At 72.8% G+C, this 21,180-nt stretch carries 19 protein-coding genes and 1 pseudogene; 12 read left to right on the top strand and 8 right to left on the bottom strand.

Going from position 1 to position 21,180, the window contains the following annotated elements:
- Positions 1–142 precede the first annotated feature (142 nt).
- The 3 genes from AC5L3C_RS17280 to AC5L3C_RS17270 form a co-directional block, all read right to left on the bottom strand.
- The gene (locus AC5L3C_RS17280; RefSeq protein ID WP_493649777.1) at positions 143–1,639 is read right to left on the bottom strand and encodes an MFS transporter; all 1,497 of its coding nucleotides are present in this window, start codon (positions 1,637–1,639) and stop codon (positions 143–145) included.
- Complete coding sequence (locus tag AC5L3C_RS17275; protein ID WP_493649776.1) at positions 1,608–2,699, bottom strand: class I SAM-dependent methyltransferase; 1,092 nt, start codon at positions 2,697–2,699, stop codon at positions 1,608–1,610. The genes AC5L3C_RS17280 and AC5L3C_RS17275 overlap by 32 nt, the downstream gene beginning before the upstream one ends.
- A gap of 93 nt (positions 2,700–2,792) precedes the next feature.
- Entirely contained in the window at positions 2,793–4,703 is a 1,911-nt protein-coding gene (locus tag AC5L3C_RS17270; protein WP_493653915.1) for an NAD-binding protein, read from the bottom strand.
- A gap of 189 nt (positions 4,704–4,892) precedes the next feature.
- Here AC5L3C_RS17270 and AC5L3C_RS17265 point away from each other — a divergent pair, with 189 nt between their 5' ends.
- Both AC5L3C_RS17265 and AC5L3C_RS17260 read left to right on the top strand, forming a co-directional pair.
- Positions 4,893–5,945, top strand: coding sequence for a permease (locus AC5L3C_RS17265; RefSeq protein WP_493649775.1), 1,053 nt, complete (start codon positions 4,893–4,895; stop codon positions 5,943–5,945).
- The gene (locus AC5L3C_RS17260) at positions 5,942–6,661 is read left to right on the top strand and encodes a TIGR03943 family putative permease subunit (protein ID WP_493649774.1); all 720 of its coding nucleotides are present in this window, start codon (positions 5,942–5,944) and stop codon (positions 6,659–6,661) included. The genes AC5L3C_RS17265 and AC5L3C_RS17260 overlap by 4 nt, the downstream gene beginning before the upstream one ends.
- A 42-nt stretch (positions 6,662–6,703) precedes the next feature.
- On the opposite strand, the gene AC5L3C_RS17255 is transcribed toward AC5L3C_RS17260, so the two are convergent.
- The gene (locus AC5L3C_RS17255; RefSeq protein ID WP_493649773.1) at positions 6,704–6,997 is read right to left on the bottom strand and encodes a zinc-ribbon domain-containing protein; all 294 of its coding nucleotides are present in this window, start codon (positions 6,995–6,997) and stop codon (positions 6,704–6,706) included.
- Between the two features lie 135 nt (positions 6,998–7,132).
- Between AC5L3C_RS17255 and AC5L3C_RS17250 the strand changes: the two genes are divergently transcribed.
- From AC5L3C_RS17250 to AC5L3C_RS17215, 8 genes are all read left to right on the top strand, one after another.
- Positions 7,133–8,812, top strand: coding sequence for a PH domain-containing protein (locus AC5L3C_RS17250; protein ID WP_493649772.1), 1,680 nt, complete (start codon positions 7,133–7,135; stop codon positions 8,810–8,812).
- Positions 8,813–8,857: 45 nt separating this feature from the next.
- Positions 8,858–9,262 carry a VOC family protein gene (locus AC5L3C_RS17245; RefSeq protein ID WP_493649771.1) on the top strand — a complete coding sequence of 135 codons (405 nt, stop codon included), beginning with the start codon at positions 8,858–8,860 and terminating at the stop codon, positions 9,260–9,262.
- Between the two features lie 91 nt (positions 9,263–9,353).
- A complete protein-coding gene (locus AC5L3C_RS17240) occupies positions 9,354–10,052 on the top strand; it encodes a TetR/AcrR family transcriptional regulator C-terminal domain-containing protein (RefSeq protein WP_493649770.1) in 699 nt (232 codons plus the stop codon).
- Between the two features lie 176 nt (positions 10,053–10,228).
- Positions 10,229–11,218 carry an NAD(P)-dependent alcohol dehydrogenase gene (locus tag AC5L3C_RS17235; RefSeq protein ID WP_493653913.1) on the top strand — a complete coding sequence of 330 codons (990 nt, stop codon included), beginning with the start codon at positions 10,229–10,231 and terminating at the stop codon, positions 11,216–11,218.
- Between the two features lie 671 nt (positions 11,219–11,889).
- Positions 11,890–12,039, top strand: coding sequence for a hypothetical protein (locus AC5L3C_RS17230; RefSeq protein WP_493649769.1), 150 nt, complete (start codon positions 11,890–11,892; stop codon positions 12,037–12,039).
- Between the two features lie 105 nt (positions 12,040–12,144).
- A complete protein-coding gene (locus AC5L3C_RS17225; protein WP_493649768.1) occupies positions 12,145–12,438 on the top strand; it encodes a DUF3040 domain-containing protein in 294 nt (97 codons plus the stop codon).
- 111 nt (positions 12,439–12,549) lie between these two features.
- Positions 12,550–14,061, top strand: a complete 1,512-nt coding sequence (locus AC5L3C_RS17220) for a potassium/proton antiporter (RefSeq protein ID WP_493649767.1) — start codon at positions 12,550–12,552, stop codon at positions 14,059–14,061.
- A 620-nt stretch (positions 14,062–14,681) separates the two neighbouring features.
- Complete coding sequence (locus AC5L3C_RS17215) at positions 14,682–15,887, top strand: cation:proton antiporter (RefSeq protein WP_493649766.1); 1,206 nt, start codon at positions 14,682–14,684, stop codon at positions 15,885–15,887.
- 33 nt (positions 15,888–15,920) lie between these two features.
- Here AC5L3C_RS17215 and AC5L3C_RS17210 read toward each other — a convergent pair whose 3' ends face one another.
- Positions 15,921–16,388: a cation:proton antiporter regulatory subunit gene (locus AC5L3C_RS17210; RefSeq protein WP_493649765.1), complete on the bottom strand. Its 468-nt coding sequence runs from the start codon at positions 16,386–16,388 to the stop codon at positions 15,921–15,923.
- Between the two features lie 420 nt (positions 16,389–16,808).
- On the opposite strand from AC5L3C_RS17210, the gene AC5L3C_RS17205 reads away from it, so the two are divergent.
- Positions 16,809–17,075, top strand: coding sequence for a hypothetical protein (locus AC5L3C_RS17205; RefSeq protein WP_493649764.1), 267 nt, complete (start codon positions 16,809–16,811; stop codon positions 17,073–17,075).
- A gap of 18 nt (positions 17,076–17,093) precedes the next feature.
- Here AC5L3C_RS17205 and AC5L3C_RS17200 read toward each other — a convergent pair whose 3' ends face one another.
- Together AC5L3C_RS17200 and AC5L3C_RS17195 are read right to left on the bottom strand one after the other, a co-directional pair.
- Positions 17,094–17,927 (bottom strand): PIG-L family deacetylase, encoded by an 834-nt coding sequence (locus tag AC5L3C_RS17200; RefSeq protein WP_493649763.1) that lies wholly within the window; start codon positions 17,925–17,927, stop codon positions 17,094–17,096.
- 47 nt (positions 17,928–17,974) lie between these two features.
- Entirely contained in the window at positions 17,975–19,159 is a 1,185-nt protein-coding gene (locus AC5L3C_RS17195) for a cytochrome P450 family protein (protein ID WP_493649762.1), read from the bottom strand.
- A 724-nt stretch (positions 19,160–19,883) separates the two neighbouring features.
- Here AC5L3C_RS17195 and AC5L3C_RS17190 point away from each other — a divergent pair.
- Complete coding sequence (locus AC5L3C_RS17190) at positions 19,884–20,303, top strand: transposase (RefSeq protein ID WP_493654203.1); 420 nt, start codon at positions 19,884–19,886, stop codon at positions 20,301–20,303.
- Here AC5L3C_RS17190 and AC5L3C_RS17185 read toward each other — a convergent pair.
- Positions 20,204–20,816 (bottom strand): annotated as a pseudogene (locus AC5L3C_RS17185) (IS701 family transposase); the annotation flags it as partial. The gene AC5L3C_RS17190 and the pseudogene AC5L3C_RS17185 overlap by 100 nt on opposite strands.
- Positions 20,817–21,180: the final 364 nt, after the last annotated feature.

The following is a 21,180-nucleotide window of genomic DNA, read 5'->3' as shown; positions in this document are numbered from 1 at the left end:
GCTCATGAGGGTCCCCCCGCTCGAGCGAAGCCGAGAGTGGGGGAGGAGCCGAGAGTGGGGGAGGCACCCCGTAAGCGCCGGGCTGCGAGCCCCCCGCCCAGCACCGGCGAACGGCACCCCGCCCCCGGGGCCACGGTGAGCCTCACGAACCGTCGGCCCCAAAGGGCACCCTCCGCCCACCCCGCCCACCCCCCGGCAGCCGCCACGCCAACACCCCCACACCCCCCGCCAGCGCGAGCAACACCCAAGAACACCCCACCAGCGCCGAAGTGAACCCCTCCCCGCCCGCCGCCCGCGCCCCCGCACCCTGCGGATCCGCCCCGAGCAACCCCACGAACACCGACCCCAGCACAGCCACCCCGAGAGAACTCGCCAGCTGATTCGCCGTCAGTACCATCCCCGACCCCGCCCCCGCCTCCGCCTCCGGCACCGTGGCCAGCACCACCCCGATCAGCGGCGCCGACACGATCCCCTGCCCCACCCCCGCCACCAGCAGCGCCGGCGCCATCACCAGGGCCGTGACGGGCCCGGAGGACGCCGGCCCCGGCCACAGGGTCACGACGAGGACGAGATAACCGGCCGCCATCGTCCCCGCCCCCACCACCAGCACCCGGTTGCCGTACCGCGCGAGGAGCCGGCGGCCGGCCAGCGACGCCCCGGCGAACCCGGCGCCCAAGGGCACGAACGCGACACCGGAGGCGAGCGGCGACAGCCGCAGACCGTCCTGGAACACATACGCCAGCAGCAGGAACAGCCCGTAGTTCCCGCTGTAGAAGATCAGCGCGATGGCCAGCCCGATCCGGAACCCCGGCTTGCGGAAGAGCGACGGCCGCACCAGGGGCGCACCGCCCGCCCGCTCCTCCCGGCGCTCGGCCTGCCACAGCGCGACCAGGGCCAGGGCCGACGCGGCGAACGCCGGCCACACCCACAGGGGCCAGCCGTCGGCGCTGCCCCGGATGAGCGGGACGATCAGCAGCGTCATGGCGGCCCCGCTCAGCAGCAGCCCCGGGAGGTCCAGACGCTGCCGCCCGGAGGGCCGGTGCCGCGGCAGCGTCGCGGGCACACAGGCCGCCGCCGTGAGCCCGACGGGCACGTTGACCAGGAACACCGACCGCCATCCGAGGTCCAGGACGTCCCAGTGGAGCAGGGCACCGCCGATGATCTGGCCGAGGACCGCCCCGAGGCCCAGCGTCGCCGCGTACAGCGCGAGCGGGCGGGCCCGCTGCTTGGGCGGGAAGATCATCTGGATCAGTGCCAGTACCTGCGGCAGCATGAGCGCGGCCGCCAGCCCCTGGCCCAGCCGCAGCACGATGAGCACCCCGGCCGACGGCGCCGCCGCGCATGCCGCGGAGAAGGCGGTGAAGCCCAGAACGCCCAGGACGAAGACGCGCCGCCTGCCGTAGGTGTCCCCCAGCCGCGCTCCGGTCGTCAGCGTCACGGCGTACACCAGCACGTAGCCGCTGATCACCGCCTGGATGTCGTCGAAGCTCGCGTGCAGGTCGCGCTGGATGGACGGGGCGGCGACATTGACGATGAGCACGTCGAGGATGCCCATGAGCGCCGCCAGGAGCAGGACGGTCAGGGCACCGCGTGGCCGCCGGCCCGCGTCACCCGCGTGCGATGCGGAGCGGGACGACATGCCAGTGGGTCTCGACCGCTTCCGGATCGGCGGCGACACGGGAGCGCAGGCCCGTGGCGAACGTCTCCGCCACGACCTCCGCCCGGCCCTCCGGGCCGCCGGGGTCCAGCGCGGCGAGCAGGGAGGGCAGGAACGCCGCCTGGAAGAACGCCGTCACCTGGCCGGCGTAGTCCTGGACGTCCCCGGTCTCCCGGAACCGGTCGAGCAGGACGTCGGGGAGCACCACCAGGTCGTGCTCCTCCACCCGCAGGACCCCCGCCAGCGGTTCCGTGCGCAGCGGGGCGAGGAACTCCTCCGTGGTCCGGTTCCAGGTCGGGATCGTCATCCTGGCGTACTCGTCCGAGGTGAGCAGGCCCTGACGCACCAGGTCGGTCAGGACGGCCTCGGCGGCGTCCATCAGCCCGTCCGCCCCGGTGGTGCCGTCGTCGGCGCACGCCCCGCCCAGCACGACGAGCTGCCCGCCGGGGCGCAGCTCCCGGGCCCGGTGCGCGAGGAACGCCTCCCAGTCGGCCCGGGACCGTTCCTTCAGGGCGCGGCGTACGTCGCCGGTGGCCCGGGAGGAGAAGATGTGCCCGGGGACCGGCGCGGGCACCCGGGACAGCCAGTGCACGGCGATCGCGCTCCACACCAGATGCAGTTCCGCGGGCGGGAAGAGGGGCTCGTAGAAGGAGCGCGCCTCGGCGTGGACGAAGACGTGCGGCAGATGTGCGTAGGAGCCGGGCGCGTCCAGGAGCGTCGCGAACATGGTGTTGAAGTCGTTGTCGGGGATGTCGGTGTGGACCACCGTCACCGGGGTCTCCTCGCCGGTGCGCCCCCGAACCCCCTCCACCACGGCCCGCATCGGCTCCAGGGAGTTGGAACCGGCGGCCACACCGAGGTCCGCCGCCCGGAACGGCGCGCCGCCCTCCGGCAGGACGACCGCGTCCAGGGCCCGGTGCAGCAGGGGCATGCCGTAGTCACCGGCGCGGCGCTGCACCCGGGAGTGCCGTGCGTAGCCGCGGCCCATCGTTCCCTCGGCACGCGCAGGGGAGACCGATCCGCTCACAGAGACCTCGCTCACCGCCAGTCGGGTCCCCTCGGCCCACCCTAGTCACGCCCCGGCGAGCCGCCACCAGAGGAGCCCGCACGGCGGCCGGCAGGCGTACGGCAGGCGCTACGACGTGCTCCGGGCCCGCCGCCCCAGCAGTTCCGCCAGCCCCCGCCGGGTGGCCGCCAGCACGACCCGGTCCCCCGGACGCAGCACATACGTGTCCGGCAGATCCCACACCAGCCCGCCCCCCGGTGCCTCGGCCGCCGCCCCGGCGCCGTCGCCCGTCCCCCCGCGCGCCGCCGTGTCCAGCGCCAGCACCCGCCACGCGCCCGGCCGGAACGCCTCTCCGACGGTCCGCCCCTCCAGCTGCGGATGCCCGTGCACCACCACCGCCGCGAACAGCAGCACCCGCCGCTCCACCGGGATCGCCCCGAGGATCTGGCGCCCCATCATCGCCCCGGCGAAGGCCGGTGCCGCCAGGTGGGACACGCTCCGGCTCCGGGTCACCGCACCGGGGTGCGCCGTGCGCAGGGTGCGGTACACGGCCTTGGCGAAGTCGTCGTCGTACAGCCGCAGCACGGCCCGCAGGTCCTGCCGTACGGACCGTGCGTACAGCACCGCTTCCAGGTTCGTGGTGTCGATACTGGTCAGGGCGAGCAGCGCGTCCGCGCGATGGATCTTCGCGGACTCCAGTACGCCTTCCTGCGTCACGTCCCCGATCACCACCGGCACCCGCAGCCGCCGCGCCACGGCCACCCCGCGCGCCTCCGGGTCCGCCTCCACGCACACCACCGGGATGTGCAGCTCCCGCAGCCGGGTCAGCACCCGCGTCCCGATCTTGCCCAGTCCGAGCAGCACCACGTGCCCGCTCAGCCCGCGCGGCGGTTTGCGCAGAGCCGACGCCGTACGGAACATCCCCAGCGCCTCGAACACCGCCGCCAGCAGGACCGGCAGCAGCAGCAACCCGACCACCATGGACAGCAGTTGCAGCACCTGCCGCCCGGGCGACTCGTTGTGCGCGGGTTCGTTGATGGCGAAGAGGTCCAGCAGCGTCACATAGGTGGCGTGCAGCGGGTGGTCCCGGGTCACCACGGCCAGCGCGACGGCGAGCGCGAGGACCGCGGCGGCCAGCCCCGCCAGCGACCAGCGCAGCCGCCGCGAGAACAGCGAGGCGAACGGCGGCCCGCTCCGTCCCGCGGGCAACGGCGGCCCGGAGTAGGAAAGCTGCTCCAGTACGACCGTTCCGCGTCCGGTCGCCGCCGCCACCGCCGCCGCGTCGGGCAGCAGTTGGGGCCCCTGATCGCCGCTGTCCTCCGCGCCCTCGTCGCCCGCCGGGTCGTTGCTCGTCGCGGACAGCAGTGCCAGCGTGCACAGCCCCGGGTCGGCGACTTCTCCCGGGTCCGGCGGCCGGCGCTCCACCGCCCGCAGCAGCAGCCCTTCCGCGTCGACGACCTTGCTCGTGCCGACGAGCGCGGTGGCGACCAGCGCGGGCGCGGCCGTGTCGGCGTCGGACAGCACGGTCGTGGCGATGTCGGCCCCGGAGCCCCCGAAGCCGCCACCGCCCGCACGCCCGGCGGGCGTACCGCCCGCCAGCTCGGCGGCCTGGTCGAGGAGTTCCTCGATGTGCTGCCCGAGCCGCCGGTTGTAGAGGCGCAGCACGAGGCGCAGCCGGGGATTGAGCCGGCGGGCGTTCAGCGCGGCGCGGATGTTGGTCTCGTCGTCGTCGTACACCAGCGCCAGCGCGGCCGCCCGGTCCACGCCCGCCTCGGCGAGTACCTCCTCGGTGGGCTCGGCGGCCTCCATCACCCGCTCGTCGGGCACCAGCGTGTCGTCGGAGCCGCTGCCACCCCGGTTGTTGACGGCGGTCACCATCCGGCCGAACAGGGCCGCCGAGACGGCACGGGCCCGCCCCACCACCGGCTGGCGGACACCGCGCCCGGCCGGCGGTACGACGAGGATCACCTGTTCGCGGTACACGCCCCGGAGTTCGGCGGCGAGCCGGTGTGCCAGCCCGTCGTCGCCGCACACCACCATGTGCGTGGAAGGGTCGCTGGGCAGGGCGGGGTTGGGAAGGAGGCTCACCACAGGGGAAGAGACTGCCTCATCAGGACCGCTGGTTCCAGGGCGACTTGAACACCGGTGCGCCGCGCCGCGTACCAAGGGGCAGGGGCCCCGAGCGGCCCCGCCCTTCCGCGCGCCCATCCCCGGAGGTGTACCCGGCCCGTGGCCACCACCACATCACCCCCCTCGCGCGGAACGAGCGGGTCCGGACCCGGACCCGAACCGCCCTCCTCCGGAGCCGGGGGCGGCACCCCACCCGAGCAGCGTCACCACCTCAGCTCCCCCCTCCTCCTCACCCTGGTCCTGCTCACGGCCGTGATGTTCCAGGGGCCGGTCCGCGGCGCCCTGTCCGCCCCGGTGATGCAGAGCTGGATGACCGTGTTCGTGGCCGTGGTCGTCCAGGCCCTCCCCTTCCTGGTGCTCGGCGTCCTGCTGTCGGCGGCGATCGCGGTGTTCGTCCCGCCGTCCTTCTTCGCCCGCGCCCTGCCGCGGCGCCCGGCGCTGGCCGTGCCGGTCGCCGGCGCGGCGGGCGCGGTGCTCCCCGGGTGCGAGTGCGCGTCCGTGCCGGTGGCGGGCGCGCTGGTGCGCAGGGGAGTGACCCCGGCGGCGGCCCTGGCGTTCCTGCTGTCCGCGCCCGCGATCAACCCGATCGTGCTGACCGCGACGGCCGTCGCCTTCCCGGGCAACCCGGAGATGGTGGCGGCCCGTTTCGTGGCGAGCCTGGTGGTGGCGTGCGCGATGGGCTGGCTGTGGCAGCGCCTCGGCCGCGCCGACTGGCTGCGCCCGCCCTCCCGTTCGGCGTACGAGGGGCAGGGCAGAGGCGCGGCGTTCTGGGGCTCGGTGCGGCACGACGTGATGCACGCGGGCGGCTTCCTCGTGGTCGGCGCGATGGCCGCGGCGACCCTGAAGGCGGTGGTCCCGGCGGAGTGGCTGCGCGCGGCGGCCGGCCACCCGGTGCTGTCGGTGCTGGTGCTGGCGGTCCTGGCCGTGCTCCTTTCGATCTGCTCGGAGGCGGACGCGTTCGTGGCGGCGTCGCTGACCCAGTTCTCGCTGACGGCGCGGCTCGCCTTCCTGGTCGTGGGCCCCATGGTCGACCTGAAGCTGTTCGCCCTCCAGGCGGGCACGTTCGGCCGTTCCTTCGCCCTGCGCTTCGCGCCCGCGACCTTCGTGCTGGCGGTGGCCGTGTCGGTGCTGACGGGGGCGGTGCTGCTGTGAGAACCCGGCTCAACGGCCAGGCCCAGGCGGCCCTGCTGTTCCTGCTCGGCGCGACCGTGCTGCACGCCGGCCTGACCGATCTGCACCTGCGGTACGTCAAGGCGGGACTGCGTCCGCTGCTGCTGCTGTCCGGCGCGGTCCTGATCGTGACCGCGGCGGCCACGGTCTGGTACGAGTGGCGGCGCCCGTCGCACGCGGGGGAGGCGCACCGGGAACCCCGGGTCGCCTGGCTCCTCGCCGTGCCCCTCTTCGCCCTGATCCTGGTCGCCCCGCCCGCCCTCGGCTCCTACAGCGCCACCCACACCGGTACGGCGCTGCAGAAGCCGTTGGGCTTCCCCGAACTGCCCGACGAGGGCCCGCTGCGGCTGGGCGTGGGTGAGTACGCGGCCCGCGCGGTCTACGACGACGGACGTCGTCTGCGCGGCCGGTCCATCCGTATCACCGGTTTCGTGGCGATGAGCGGCTCGGGCGACCCGTACCTGGTCCGCATGGGGCTCAACTGCTGCGCCGCCGACGCCCAGCCCGTCAAGATCGCCCTGACCGGTGAACTCCCCCCGGTCCTGCGGCCGGACACCTGGCTGGAGGTCACCGGCGGCTACACCCCGCGCCGTACGAAGGACCCGGTCAACGGCGGCCCGGTCCCGTACTTCGAGGTCACCCGCGCCGAACCGGTCCCCGCCCCGAGCGACCCGTACGACGCGCCGTGGGACGGCTGAACCCGGCGGACGACCCGGCTCGCGTTGCTGTGACGGGTAGCGCTACGACTGGTAGGGCTGCTGGGGGTGCGGCTGGCCGTGCCTCTGCCCGTCCGGGCCGGCGGCGGCCTGCGCCTGGAGCTGTTCGGCCTGTTCCGCGGTCACCTTGTTCTCGGTACCGCAGAACGTGCACTGCGTCGCGTACTTGGTGGAGACCGGGAAGAGCGGTACGAAGAACAGGGTGAACTTCGTGACCCGCTTCCTGAGCGTGTGCGCGGCGGGATTACCGCACTGGGCGCACACCAGCGTCAGTATCGCGAGCTGGTACAGATACCCCTTGGTACCGAAGATGATCATGACGTCGATCCTTCCCGGGCCGCGGCCCCCGGAACCACCCCACCAGACGGTGACGGCAGTCGGCAACGTGACCGGGCGCAACTCTGCCGCACCCTGCACAAGCGCACACCGGCCCGCTGCTGCCACTCTTCTCGTATGACGGACACCTGGGAAGTGAGCTGCCGTCCCCGGTGGACGCGCACCCTGAGGGTTTTCGCCGGCCTCGGCTGGAGCGGAGCGGCCGTGGGGGCGGCGCTGACCGCGTACACCGGCACGGTCGCCTGGCTGGTCCCCGCCCTGCTGTGCGCGCTCGCGGGGTTCGCCGCCCTGCACCGGGTCACCGCCCGCGTCGGCGCCGACGACCGCGGACTGCGCTCGCGCACCCTGCTGCGCCGCCGGAGCGTGCCCTGGAGCGAGGTGGCGGAGCTGCGCATCCGGGCCAGGTACGCGCATCTGGCCCGCGGTGAGGAGAGCCGCCGGGTGAGTGTGCTGCTCCGGGACGGACGCCGGTGGGAACTGCCGCTGCCGCGGACCTGGACCCCGGACACCGAGGAGTTCGACGCGACGCTGGAGCGGCTGCGCGCACTGCACCGGTGTCACGGCGCCGGGAAGGCGCCGGCGGAAGCGGGCGCAGACCCAGGCGGTGCGCCTCGGACGATCCCCCGCATCGCCCGGGACGGACTCCAGCCAGGCCCCCTCACGGTCATCTCGGGCCGTACCACGGGCAGCGGGCGGTTCGGCTCCGTCGTCGCGTGCGTCCTGCTGCTGGCGGGCGCGGCCCTCGCCGTGTGGGCGGTCCCAGACGCCGGCAGGCTCGAACGGGAGTGGGAGTCGGCCGCCCCCTGCGTGTCCGGAACGCCGGCGGCCGAGCGCGGCGACTGCCTCGGCACCGTCCGCGCCGTCATCGACCGCACGGAACCGCAACGCCCGAGGAAGACCAGTTGGCTGTACTTCACCGACGCCCGCCCGGTGGAGCGGCTGGAGGTGTCCAGGGAGGCGGCCCGGGCGTTCCGCGCGGGCGACCCCGTCCGGCTGACGGTGTGGCGCGGCGTGGTCAAGGAGGTCGCGGGGAGCCGGTATGTGTGGCGCGACCACGCCCCCGGTGCCGGGGACTTCGCCGGGCTCGCGGCAGGGCTGATCCTCGCCGCGGGCTACCCGGCCGCCCGTGTCCTGATCGCGGCGCGCGGACGGCACCGCCCGGACGGCGAGGTGCTGCCGTCGGCGCTCCCGTTCGGGGCGGCCCTCGTCGTCACGGCGCTGTGGCTGCTGCCCCTGTGCTACCTGCACCCCGGGGAGCCGTTCGCCTCGCCCGCGACGACCGCCTGGACGGCGCTGGGCACCCTGACGACGCTCACCCTGCTGGTGTGGGCCTGGCGCGCCACGCGGATCCGCCCGCCCGGGGAGACCGAGGAGCCGGGGGAGCCGAGGGAGCCCGACGGGGCTGAAGCGCGCCTCGCCGTGCCGTCGGACCAGGACACCGAGGTCTTCCTGCCGGCCCGCTTCCTCGACGCCACCGACTACAACCCTCACCACTTCGGCACCCACGTCGTCCTGGGCGGCGACGGTCCGCCCGCCGTGACCCCGCACTCCGGCCCCGGCCGTTTCGCGGCCCGCCCGATCCCGGTCTCCCGTCTCGCCCTCACCCGGGTCCGCGGAGTCCGCGAAGGCGACCCGGGCACGATCCCGCGCACCTGGCACGTTGCCGAACTGGAGGACGCCGGCACTCCGGTGCGCCTCGCCGCCGCCCCCGCCGACCTGACCCGGATCCTGCAGGAACTGCACCTGTCGCGAACCCCGGCCGTCCCCGTCCAGGAGGCGGGAACGGTGACGCCGTAGCGAGCTCGCCCTCCAGCGCCGACCCCGCAACGAGATGAGGAACGCATGCAGATCACCGTCTCCACCCTCTCGCTCACCGTCGACGACGTGACCGCCTCACAGGACTTCTTCACCAGCCACCTCGGTTACAAGGAGATAGCCGCCGCCGACGGGTTCGCCTCGCTGACCCGGGGGGACGCCGCCGTCGACCTGGTCCTGCTGGGCCGTGGCACCGACGCGCTGCCGGACGACCGGCGCGACCGGCCCGCTGCCGGGCCCACGGCCGGGTTCGTCCTCTCCTTCACCGTCACCGGCATCGAGGGCGAGGAGCGGCGGCTGCGGGACCGGGGGGTGGACATCACCATGCCGCTGTGTCAGGAGTCCTCCGGCGAGCGGCTCTTCCAGGTCACCGACCCCAACGGGATCGTCGTCCAGTTCGTCGAATGGGCGGCCCCGACGGTCGCGTCCTAGGGCCGCACCAGGCAGGGCCTAGCATGGCGTGCACACCGTAGTGGACGCCGTACACCCCCGGCGGTCCGGTCGTACGAGAGGGATGGTGGAGATGACCGGGCAGGCGGCCGACGCGCCCCGGCGGTCCCGCACGCCGCTGAGCAGGCAGCGGGTCCTGTCCGCCGCCGTCGCCCTCGCCGACGGGGGCGGTGTCGACGCGCTCAGCATGCGCAGGCTCGCGCAGGAGCTCGGTGTCGTGCCGATGGCGCTGTACAAGCACGTGGCCAACAAGGACGAGCTGCTCGACGGCATGATCGACGCCGTGGTCGGCGAGATCGACCCGCCGGTCGCGGACGCCGACTGGAAGACCGCCGTCCGCCTGCGGGTGCTGTCCGCCCGCCGCATGCTGCTGCGCCATCTGTGGGCGTCCGGGGTCATCGAGGCGCGGATGAAGGCACGGACCGCCCCGACGCCCGCGGTGATGGCGTACCTGGACTCGATGATCGGCCTCTTCCGCGCCGGGGGGTTCTCGCTCGACCTGGTCCACCACGCGATGCACATCATGGGCAGCCGGCTGCTGGGCTTCTCCCAGGAGCTGTTCGACGACGGCGCGGACCGCGCGCCGGACCCCGACGCGCTGCCGCCCGAGGAGATGGCCGCGCGCTATCCGCACATCACCGAACTGGCCATGGCGGTCGCCCATGACGAGGGGTCCGTCGTCGGCGGGGGCTGCGACGACCAGTTCGAGTTCGAGTTCGCGCTGGACCTGACGCTGGACGGCCTCGAGCGCCTCCACACCGCCGCCAACTGATCCTTTCCTCCTGCCTCTTGCGGGGTGTACGGCGTACACCCATGATGTGAGGTGTACGCCGTACACCTTCGAGGTGCGTGCATCGGCGTGCGTGCATCGGCGGAGTGCGCGGAGTGCGCGGATTTAGCGGAGTGCGCGTAGTTCGCGGATTTCGCGGAGTGAAGGGGGAGCGGATGATGAAGGCGATCGTGCAGGACCGTTTCGGCCCGCCGGAGAGCCTGCGGCCGGCAGATCTCGACGTCCCCGAGCCGGGTCCCGGCCAGGTACGGGTGCGGGTGCGGGCCGCGTCGGTCAATCCGTACGACTGGCACATGCTGCGCGGTGACCCGTACGCGGCGCGGCTGACCCCGGGCGTGGGGCTGACGCGCCCGAAGTCCCGGGTGGCCGGGATCGACGCGGCCGGGCGGGTGGACGCGGTCGGCGCCGGGGTGCACGGGCTGCGGCCCGGCGACGAGGTCCTGGGCTTCTGCCCGGGGTCCTTCGCCGAGTACGCGCTCACCACGGAGGACCTGCTGGTGCTCAAGCCCGGGGGCCTCACCTTCGAGCAGGCGGCGGCCGTCCCCATGGGCGCGGTGACCGCCCTGCGCGGCATCCGGACCGTGGGGCGGGTCCGGGCGGGACAGCGCGTGCTGGTCAACGGCGCCGGCGGCGGCGTGGGCACGTTCGCCGTGCAGACGGCGGCGGCGCTGGACGCGGAGGTCACCGGAGTGTGCAGTGCCGGCAACGCCGGCCTGGTGCGCTCCCTGGGCGCGGCCCACGTCGTCGACTACGCCCGCGAGGACTTCACCGAGGGCCGCGTCCGCTACGACGTGATCCTCGACAACGTGGGCAACCACCCGCCCGGCCGGCTGCGCGGGGTGCTCACCCCGACGGGCACCCTGGTGGCCAACGGCGGCGGCTCGCCCGGCCATGTCCTCGGGGCGATGGGGGCCATGCTGCGGGTGATCGTCCTCAACGCCTTCGTCCGGCAGCGCCTGGGTGTGATCCTCCCGGCGGCTCCGGCCGGCCCGGTGCGCGAGGATCTGCTCGCCGTCGCCGGGCTCATCACGTCCGGAAGGCTCGCGCCGGTCGTCGACCGGACCTACGCTCTGTCCGATACGGCCGAGGCGGTACGGCACGTCGAGCGGGGACACGCCCGCGGCAAGACCGTGATCACCGTGCCCTGAGCGTGCGGGGCGGGACGGGGCATGGGTGACAACACCCACGCCTCGTGAAATCCGTACAGGTCCGCCCCTGCCCCATTTGGGTGCTGTCCTGGATGGCGCGCGCTCCTCGAGCGGGGAGAAGGTGTGATCAACACACCCCCGGCTTCGCCCTGCGTCCGTCCTGCCACAGAAGTACCGCTCGTGTGGCGGATCACGCGGGCTGCCGGCTCCAGAGAGGAGCACCGCCCCCTGATGCGCCCGGCACAGCAGAGAACAGGCCACACCGGCGAAGTGACCGTCCCGGCCCCGCTCATGCTGCTGTGTCGATCCGCCGCCTGGGAACGAGAATCCCCGTCCGCCGGAAGGGTGGGATCAGCGCCGAGCGGGCCTCGATGAACGTCACGGCATGGATGGCCGTGGCGGTGTTCGCCGCCTGCTGTGTTCTGATCGCGACGGAATGGGTGCACCGGGCCGCCGCGCCCGGCGGTGGGACGCCCCGGGGGCGTGGGGCCCTCCGCCGGCCGGGCGGCGCACCGGGGGCGTGGCGGGCCGTACCGGCCGATGACGCCGTCGCCGGTCCTGGCGACCGGCTCTCTCCTGGCGTGGCCGGACCGCGCCCCGACCGTGACCGTGCCGCCGGGTGCGCCGCTGACGCTCCCGGCCCGTCGGCGTCCCGTGGTGCCCGGGGTGCCGTGTCCGCTCGACGGGTCGATGCCCCGCGACACCGGCGGAGCGCCGCGCTCCACGGCGGCCCGCCCAGCACCATGATCGTCACCGCGGTCACCGGCACCGTCACCGTCGCGGCCGCGTATGTGTGGTTGCGCCTTTTCGTCCTGGTGTGATCGTGAGGCACGGAATGCGCAAGGAGAACAGATGGAGCACACCGGCGACCGCTACGACGGCTTCCCACCGCCTCCCGCCGCGCCCGGGCGGCCGAGGAGAGGGCGATGGACGGACCGGATGACAAACGGCTCCACGACATCGAGGCCCGACTCCACCACGAGGACCCCCGCTTCGCGCGCGCCCTCGGCCACGGCCGTCCCTGCCAACCGCGCGAGTACCGTTACAGCAGGGCCTGGCTGCTGCTCACCGTGGCGCTGGCCGCCCTGGGCGCCGGCATCGCCCTCGCGCACGGGCTGCTCATCGCCGCGGGGCTGGTCCTGGCGGGTGTCGCCGGGGAGATGTTCGACCCGCACCGCGGGATGCGGAACCGCCGCGACCCGCCCCCGCCCGGATTCTGAGCCGGCCCGCCACCGCCTGGAGCCCGACCTGCCCGAACCGCCCCCCCACCACCCGACCCCCCACCACCCGACTCCTGACCACGCAACCGGGAACGCAACGGGAATCGGTCGATGACGCTGTCCGAGCTGTATGTGACGCTGCTGATCGGCGGCGCCGTCCTGCTGGCCAGCATCGCCGCCGCCCGCACCGCCTACCGCGTGGGCCTGCCGAGCCTGCTGCTGTTCCTGGCCGTCGGTGTCGTCGCCGGTGAGGACGGGCTGGGCCTGGACTTCGACAACGCCCAGTTGGCCCAGGCGCTGGGGACCGCGGCGCTGGGGCTGATCCTCATCGAGGGCGGTCTGAGCACCCGGTGGGACGACGTACGGCGGCAGCTGGCCCCCGCCGGTGTGCTCGCCACCGTGGGCGTGGCCCTCTCGGTCGTGGTGACCGCCGCCGGCGTCCACTGGCTGCTGGGCCTGGACTGGACCCTGTCCCTGCTGCTGGCGGCGATCGTCTCCTCCACCGACGCCGCCGCGGTCTTCGCCGTACTGCGCGCGCTGCCGCTGCCCCAGAAACTGACCGGACTGGTGGAGGCCGAGTCGGGCTTCAACGACGCCCCGACCATCATCCTGGTCACGGTGTTCTCCACCGCCACCGCGGACCTGCCGGGCCCCGGGCCCCTGGTGGTCAACCTCGTCTACCAGCTCGCGCTCGGCGGCGCGCTCGGCGTGCTGGCGGGCCGGCTGGGTGCCGCCGCGCTGCGGCACATCGCCCTGCCCGCCACGGGGCTGTACCCGCTGGCGACGGTCGGCTTCGGCATCATCGCCTTCGCCGCGGCCGGAGCGGTCAACGCCAGCGGCATCATCGCCGCCTATCTGTCCGGCCTGGTGCTGGGCAACTCCCAGCTGCCGCACCGGGCCGCCACCCGCTCCTTCGCCGAGGGCGTCGGATGGCTCGCCCAGATCGGCCTGTTCGTCATGCTCGGCCTGCTCGTCGACCCCAGCGAGCTGCCTTCCGCGATCATCCCGGCACTCGTCGTCGGATTGGTCCTGCTGCTGGTCGCCCGCCCGGTCTCGGTCCTGCTCTGTCTGCTGCCCTTCCCGATCCCCTGGCGGGAGCAGGCGTTCATCTCCTGGGCCGGCCTGCGCGGCGCGGTCCCCATCGTGCTCACCACGTTCCCGATCGTCGCGGGGATCGACGGGGCACGCGACGTGCTCAACATCGTGTTCGTCCTGGTGATCCTCTTCACCCTCATCCAGGGCCCCACCCTGCCCGCCGTCGCCCGGCGCCTGGGCCTGGTGCGCACGGGGGCGCTGCGCGAGATCCAGGTGGAGACGGCTCCCCTCGACGTCCTCGACGCCGACCTGCTCACCGTCACCATCCCGGAGGGCTCCCGGCTGCACGGTGTCGCCGTCTTCGAGCTGCGCCTGCCGCCCCCGACGGTCATCACCCTGATCGTCCGCGGCGGCAGCTCCGTCGTACCCGGCCACGACACCGTGCTGAACGCAGGTGACGAACTCCTGCTCGTCACGACGCCGCTGACCCGCGAGGCGGCGGAGCGCAGACTGCGTGCCATCGGCCGGCACGGCAAGCTGGCCCGCTGGCTCGGCGAGAACGGAACTCCGCGCGTGTCCGACGGATGATCGCAGGTATTTTCACCGCATTGCCGATGGAATACGAAGAATGTGAAATTCGTCGTGCGCTAAACTTCTTTACCGAGCCTTGGCGCTCCCTTGGGCGACCGGAATGCTCATCTCGTGGGAATGGCTCTCGATCGCGACGGGGGGAACATGACATGCGTCGACGTGACATGAACCGGCCTGTACGCATCGACAACGCCGCACGTGACAGCGTTCCCGAACGGGGTTACGCCCCCTCCGGCGTCTGACCCCCGGCCCGGCACCGACGCGGGGTCCCCTCTCCGACCGCGGACCCGCCGCCCGGCCGTTACGCGCCCGTCCCGCCCGGACGCCGACCCCGCGCTCTTCACCCTCCACCCCGCCATCCCTTCACCCCTCGCCCTGCCGCACCGGCCGCGGGCCCGCTCCCGGCCGAGCGGCCCGCCGAGAACCGTCCGCCCGTCCGCTGCCGCCGCCGAGAACCGTCCGCCCGTCCCCTGCCGCCGCCGAGAACCGCCCGCCCCGCTGCCGCCACCGCGCGGCCGGCCCAGAACCCGCCCGCCTGCCGCGGCCGCCCCCGCGCGGCCGCCCCCGCCGACCCAAGGCACTGACGCCGCCGTCGCCGAACCGGAGGACCGCCGCACGTGCACAACACCACCGCCATGCTCATCGAACTTGGCGCGATCATCCTGGCCCTGGGCCTGCTGGGCCGCCTCGCCGGACGCGTGGGCTTCTCCCCCATCCCCCTCTACCTGCTGGCCGGACTCGCCTTCGGCCACGGCGGCATCATCCCGTTGCAGGCGAGCGAGGAGTTCACCGCCACCGGCGCGGAGATCGGCGTCATCCTGCTGCTGCTCCTGCTGGGCCTGGAGTACAGCGCCTCGGAGCTGGTCACCAACCTCAAGACCCAGTACCCCTCCGGCGCGGTCGACTTCGTCCTCAACGCGATACCCGGCGCCCTGGCGGCCCTGCTGCTGGGCTGGGGCCCGGTGGCCGCCGTCGCGCTCGCCGGTGTCACCTGGATCTCCTCCTCCGGCGTCATCGCCAAGGTCCTCGGCGACCTGAGCCGGCTCGGCAACCGCGAAACGCCCGTGGTGCTCGGTGTGCTGGTCATCGAGGACCTCGCCATGGCCGTCTACCTGCCGATCCTCACCGCCCTGCTGGCCGGCGCCGGACTGGCAGGCGGCTCCGTCACCCTGCTGATCTCCCTGGGCACCGTCGGCGCGGTCCTCTACCTCGCCCTGCGCCACGGCCGGCTGATCAGCCGCGCGGTCTCCTCCGACAACGCGGAGATGCTGCTGCTGGTCGTCCTCGGCCTGACCCTCCTGGTCGCCGGCCTCGCCCAGGAACTCCAGGTGTCGGCCGCCGTCGGCGCCTTCCTGGTCGGCATCGCCCTGTCCGGCGAGGTCGCCGAGGGCGCGAGCACCCTCCTCACCCCCCTGCGGGACCTGTTCGCCGCCGTCTTCTTCGTCTTCTTCGGCCTCTCCACCGACCCGTCGGACATCCCGCCCGTACTGGTGCCGGCGCTGCTCCTGGCCGTGGTCACCGCGCTCACGAAGATCGCCACCGGCTGGTACGCCGCACGCCGGGCGGGCATCCGGGGCGGGGGCCGGTGGCGCGCGGGCGGCACCCTCGTCGCGCGCGGCGAGTTCTCCATCGTCATCGCCGGCCTCGCCGTGGGCGTAGAGCCGCGCATCGGCCCCCTGGCCACGGCGTACGTCCTGATCCTGGTCGTCCTCGGCCCGCTCACCGCCCGCTGGACCGAGCCGCTGGCCCGGCGCTTCACCCGCCCCGGCCCGCCCGCGCCCCCGGCGGCCGCCACGGAACAGCCGGAACCGGCACGCGCCTGACCGGCTCCGGGCGGGCCCGGCCCGCTACGCCCGCTACCGGCCGAGGATCTCGCCGGCGGCGCCGACACCCTCCCGCGTGCCGATCACGATGAGGGTGTCACCGCCGGCCAGCAGGTAGTCCGGCCCCGGCGACGGAACGGCCTCGGCCAGGCGCAGTACGGCCACGACCGACACGCCCGTCTCCGTGCGCATCCGGGTGTCGCCCAGCGGCCGCCCGTCCCACTGCGAGTCCTCCGGCAGCGCGATCCGCTCGGCGACCAGACCCAGCTCGGCCGTCGCCAGCAGGCCGGGGCTGTGCCGGGCGGGCATCACGGCGTCCATGAGGACCGCCGCCTCGTCGGCGGCCAGCCGCAGGGACAGCGCGTCGGCGCCGACGTCGTCCGTGTCGTACACCTGCAACGTCCGGGACCCGTCGAGATGGGCCACGACCGACAGCCGCCGCCGTTCCCGCGTGGCCATGTCGTACCGCACCCCGCCGTCCGGCAACGGCGTATACCCCATGCGCGAAGCGCCGCCCACAACCGTCCCCCTACCTCAAGCGAGTGTTCCCGGGCCCATGAACGAGGCACCTTACGACACAGGGGAAACATGCCGGCAACCGCCCCGTAGCCGACCGCTGACCGGACAGCCGGTCCCGGTGACCGGCCTTGCGCGACGGCCCGGGGAGGGGTCCCGCCCGCGAGGGGGTTCCATGGCCTCATGATGCGCCGAACGTCAACGACAGCAGTGGTCGCCGCCATGCTCCTGGCAGCCCTCACAGCATGTTCCTCGGACTCCTCGGACGACTCCACCGCCGCAGACACCCCCACCACCTCCACCTCCGAGCCCGCGCCCTCCACAGCGGCCTCCACACCCACCCCGAGCCCGACCGGCCCCTGCGCCGACGGCACGTGCGAGGTGGAGGTCGAGGTCGGGGACAAGGTGAGCGTTCCGGACACCTACGGCCTGGGCCCGATCGAGGTGCAGGCGATCAGCGACGGCACCGTCGAGATGACGGCCCCGCTCACCGGCTCGGGCTACAGCGTCTCCGGCTGCTCCGGCGGCGGGGGCGTGTCGTCCGCGGGCGGCGGCGGAGTCGGCCTGAGCTGCGACAAGGGCACGGTCGCGACCATCAACGACGTGATGAGCCTGGAGGTCGTCAAAACGACGGACACTACCGCCGTCCTCCGCATCGGACCCACCGGCTGAGCCCACCCGGTGCGCGCGTCAGCGCAGTCCGGCGAAGAGATCGTTCTCGGGCAGCTCCGCGCCGGTGGTGTCCCGCACCCGCACGAAGGTCTCCACGCCCATCAGCTCACCGAACCGCTCCTTGCCCATCTTGAGGAAGAAGATGTTCTCGCCCTGGCTGGCATGCGCGGCCAGGGCGTCGAACTTCCGGCCGCTGTACGTGGTGGTGTCCACCCACGTGGTGATCTCCTCCTCGGGCAGACCGATCTCGGCCATCGCGGCCGCCTCGGCGGGGTCCGGCTCCGGCATGTCCGGGAACACCTCCCGGATGACCTCGCCCATCCGTTGCATCGCCGAACGCGGCGCCGTGGTCCAGTACACCTTCGGCGTCAGCGTGACCAGCTCCAGCGCCGCCATGGTGATGCGGTGGGCCTGGATGTGGTCGGGGTGACCGTAGAAGCCGTTCGCGTCGTAGGTGACGACCACATCGGGCCGGTAGTGCCGCATCAGTTCCGCGAGACGGGCGGCGCCTTCCTCCACGGGGGTCCGCCAGAAGGAGCCGGGGGCGTCGTTGCTCGGCCAGCCCGCCATCCCGGAGTCGGCGTAGCCCATCATCTCCAGATCACTGACCCCCAGAATCTCGCAGCTCCCCCGGAGCTCTTCCCGTCGCATCGCGGCGACGGCCGCGGGATCATGCCCGGGCTCACCCGGCTTGACACCCCCCGGCCCGTCACCGCAACTGCCGTCGGTACAGGTCACAAGAACGGTCCGCACACCCTCCGCCGCATACCGCGCGAGAATCCCCCCGGTCCCGGTGGCCTCGTCGTCGGGGTGGGCGTGCACGGCCATGAGCGTCAGCGGCCGGTCAGTCATAAAAGCGTCCTTTCCAAGGAGTTACGCCTCATTCTGCGGGGCGCGACTCACCTCACACGGACAGGAAGCGCTTCGAGTCCATGAATCATCGTGCTGTCCCGCCACCGTGAAGGCCCGTCGGCTTCGATCACTTCGAACCGCTCGATCAGTCCCCGGAAGGCCACCTCGGCCTCGAGGCGGGCGAGAGGTGCGCCCAGGCAGTGGTGGACCCCGTGCCCGAACGTCAGGTGACCACTGGCCGGACGGGTGACGTCGAGCCGGTGCGGATCAGCGAACCGCCGCGGATCGTGGTTCGCGCCCAGCAACGAGATCAGGACGGTGTCGCCCGCCGGAATCCGGACCTCCCCCACCTGCACCGGCTCGGCGACGTATCGCAGCGTCGCCGTGTGCGCCGGACTGGAAACCCGGAGAAACTCCTCCACGGCGCCGGGAATCAAGGCCCGGTCACGCCGCAGAGCCTCGAACTGGTCGGGCCGTTCCAGAAGGGCCCGCACCCCGGTCCCGATCAGATGGACGGTCGTCTCGTGCCCGGCCACGAGTAGCAGGCAGGCCATCGAGGTCAGCTCGACCTCGGTCAGCCTGTCGCCGCCGTCGGAGACGTGTACCAGGTCGGACAGCGGGTCCTGCGTGGGCTGTGCCCGCTTCCGCGCCACGAGGCCGGTCAGATAGTCGAGCAGTTCCGCGGCATGCCGTTCGGTGTCCGCGGAGAACGAGGAGGTAACCGAGACAGACCACATACGGAAATCGGCGCGATCCTCGGCGGGCACCCCGAACAACTCACAGATCACGGTGATCGGCAGCGGAGAAGCGAACGCAGTCAGCAGATCCACCTCCCCCGGCACCGGAATCGCGTCCAGCAGCCCGTCTGAGATCTTCCGGATACGAGACCCCAACGCCGCCACCGTGCGTGTGGTGAAGGCCTTGTTCACCAGCTTCCGTAACCGCGTGTGATGGGGCGGATCCATGGTGAGCAGGTGAGACAATAGAGCCTCGGGAAGCTTCGGCCCGTCGCTCTCGTCCACGTCCTGATCCGGCGCGGGATGCCTGTTGCGCAACCGCGGGTCCGCCAGTAATGCCTTGGCTTCGGCGTACCCGGTGACGAGCCATCCCTCCCTGCCATCGGGGTAAACCGCCCGACTGACCGGCACATTCACGCCCAGCCGCTCGAGGTGTGCGTTGGGTTCGTGCAAGAACTGGGCGCTCAGCTGGAGGGGTATGTCGGGGGAAACCATCTGCGCACTTCTCCAAACCTGTCTTGTTTGAACACAATTCATGAATGCCCACGACTTTCACCCATCGTGCGCAGACTCGGACTCACACACTGTGTACCGAGATGCAATGTCGTCAAGTGTCGCCATCAACAAGGCTGGTCACCACTGAGACAAAAACTCCCCCACGCCGGGAATAAACCCCGCCCGGCCTTTGTTGCTCGGCCATTAATGTGTTACTCACCTTCAGTGCGTGGTGTCGCCAGGGCTGACGCGTCGTGATCCCTGCGGTATGCCGACCGCATGAGGTGTGCGCAAGGGGGCTGACCGATGAACGGCGGGCCTTCCGTGCGAAGTCGAGGCTGGATGCGGCGGCGGAGGCCGCCGTGCGGCGGCTCCGGGCCGAGCGGTTCGCCCAGGGCGACGAGAACCCGGTCATCGCGCACGACCTGCGGGTCAGCGTCCGATCGGTTCAGTGCCGGCGCAAGGCCTGGCCGTGGAACGGGCCCGGGCCCTGGCCGGGGCCCGGCATCACTGCCGCTGTTCAGTGACGAACTGTTCGCTGTGCTCGAGCGGGAGCCGGCCAAGGGGCCGGTGGCGCACGGGCCGGCCGGACCAGACCTGGACCCTGGCGCTGGCGCGGATCAAGACGCTGATCGGGTGCCGCTTCCACAAGGAGCTGCACCGAGCGGGACGAGGCGGCGGTGGCCGGCTGGGTGAAGGAGACCCGGCTCCAGGTGGAAGGACCGTGGCGGCGCTCGACGCCTGGCTCGTCTTCGAGGACGAGGCCGGATTCTCGATGACGCCGCCGACCACCCGCACCTGGTCCCGCCGCGGCCACACCCCCGTGATCCGCGTCCAGGACCGCCGCTTACCGGTGGCCGCCCCGGCCTGCTACAAGTGCGGCGAACTCTCCCGACTGGACTACTGTCCCTGCCCGGACGCCTGGCCCGACGGGCGCAAGAGCTTCTCCTGGAAGGACTACCGCGACCTGATCCAGAGCGCCCGCCAACAGCTCGGCGGCCCGATCGTGCTGGTCTGGGACAACTGTGAGATTCACGGTGCACCGTCCGGGGCGGGATGGCGGGCGCGGACGACCGTGAGGAAGGCGTGGGCGAGCACGGCCAGGGTGACCCAGCGCGACCACGATGTGAAGCGGCGGACCTAGTGCTTGTCCAGTCCGGCCAAGCCCTTTCCGACACGTGGAAGGTCTCCCCGACTCGCCATCTCGACCCGACGATGCGCACCAGCGTGGCCAGCGGCGCCGTGGCGGGTAGTGGGGGAGTTCACCAGCGGTGCGCTTGCGGCGGGTCAGCAACTGGTGGTGGCCGGACCGGGGTTCAGCCAGGTCGATGACGGCACAGTCGCAGCAGTGGTGCCCCTTCGCGCCGCCCCCTGCCGGCAGCTTCTGCCAGGCCCGCTTGGGTACCCTAGCGGTCAGGGCAACGGCGCGGAGCCCGCTCCCCCGCACCGTAGAAACTGGACGAGAGCAGGCGACGGCGAGCACGCAGCCGACCCCGCGGTCTTCCAGCGCGGTCCGCGGCGTGGGGGTGCCGCCGTAGACCTCGTCGCCCGTAACCCAGCCCGCGTGGCGGCCGGCGTCCAGGAACCGGCCGATCATGCGGGCCGCCAGCTCAGGCTTGGTCGCGGAAGCGACGTCTCCATCCAGTCCCGCGGGGCGCTCCGCAAGGCACTGGGCGGCGGCGGCCAGCAGAAGGGGGCGAAGAAGGGCGAGCGCGAGCAGTAGGAGCGGGCCAGGGACGGCCGTCGGGAGCCGCAGAGATTCCTGTACTCCGCTGCTGCACGCACGACAGAGGCCCATTCACGATTACGTAAATGGGCCTCTGACCTGTGTCGGGGTGGCGGGATTTGAACCCACGACCTCTTCGTCCCGAAGTAACTTGGCTGGGGGCGCTGCCTTGAGCTGGTACGGCGCTCACCTGGGCTGACGGTCCGCAGGCGTTCGCGGTTGTTCGCCGACGTTCGCTGGCGTTGTCACGCAGTTAGACACTCACCCGGTACTTCTCCTCGTTTGTGGGAAACAC

The organism is Streptomyces speibonae (genome assembly GCF_984686075.1).
The sequence above is the reverse complement of the archived record's forward strand: the minus strand, read 5'-3'. Positions and strand labels throughout refer to the sequence as shown.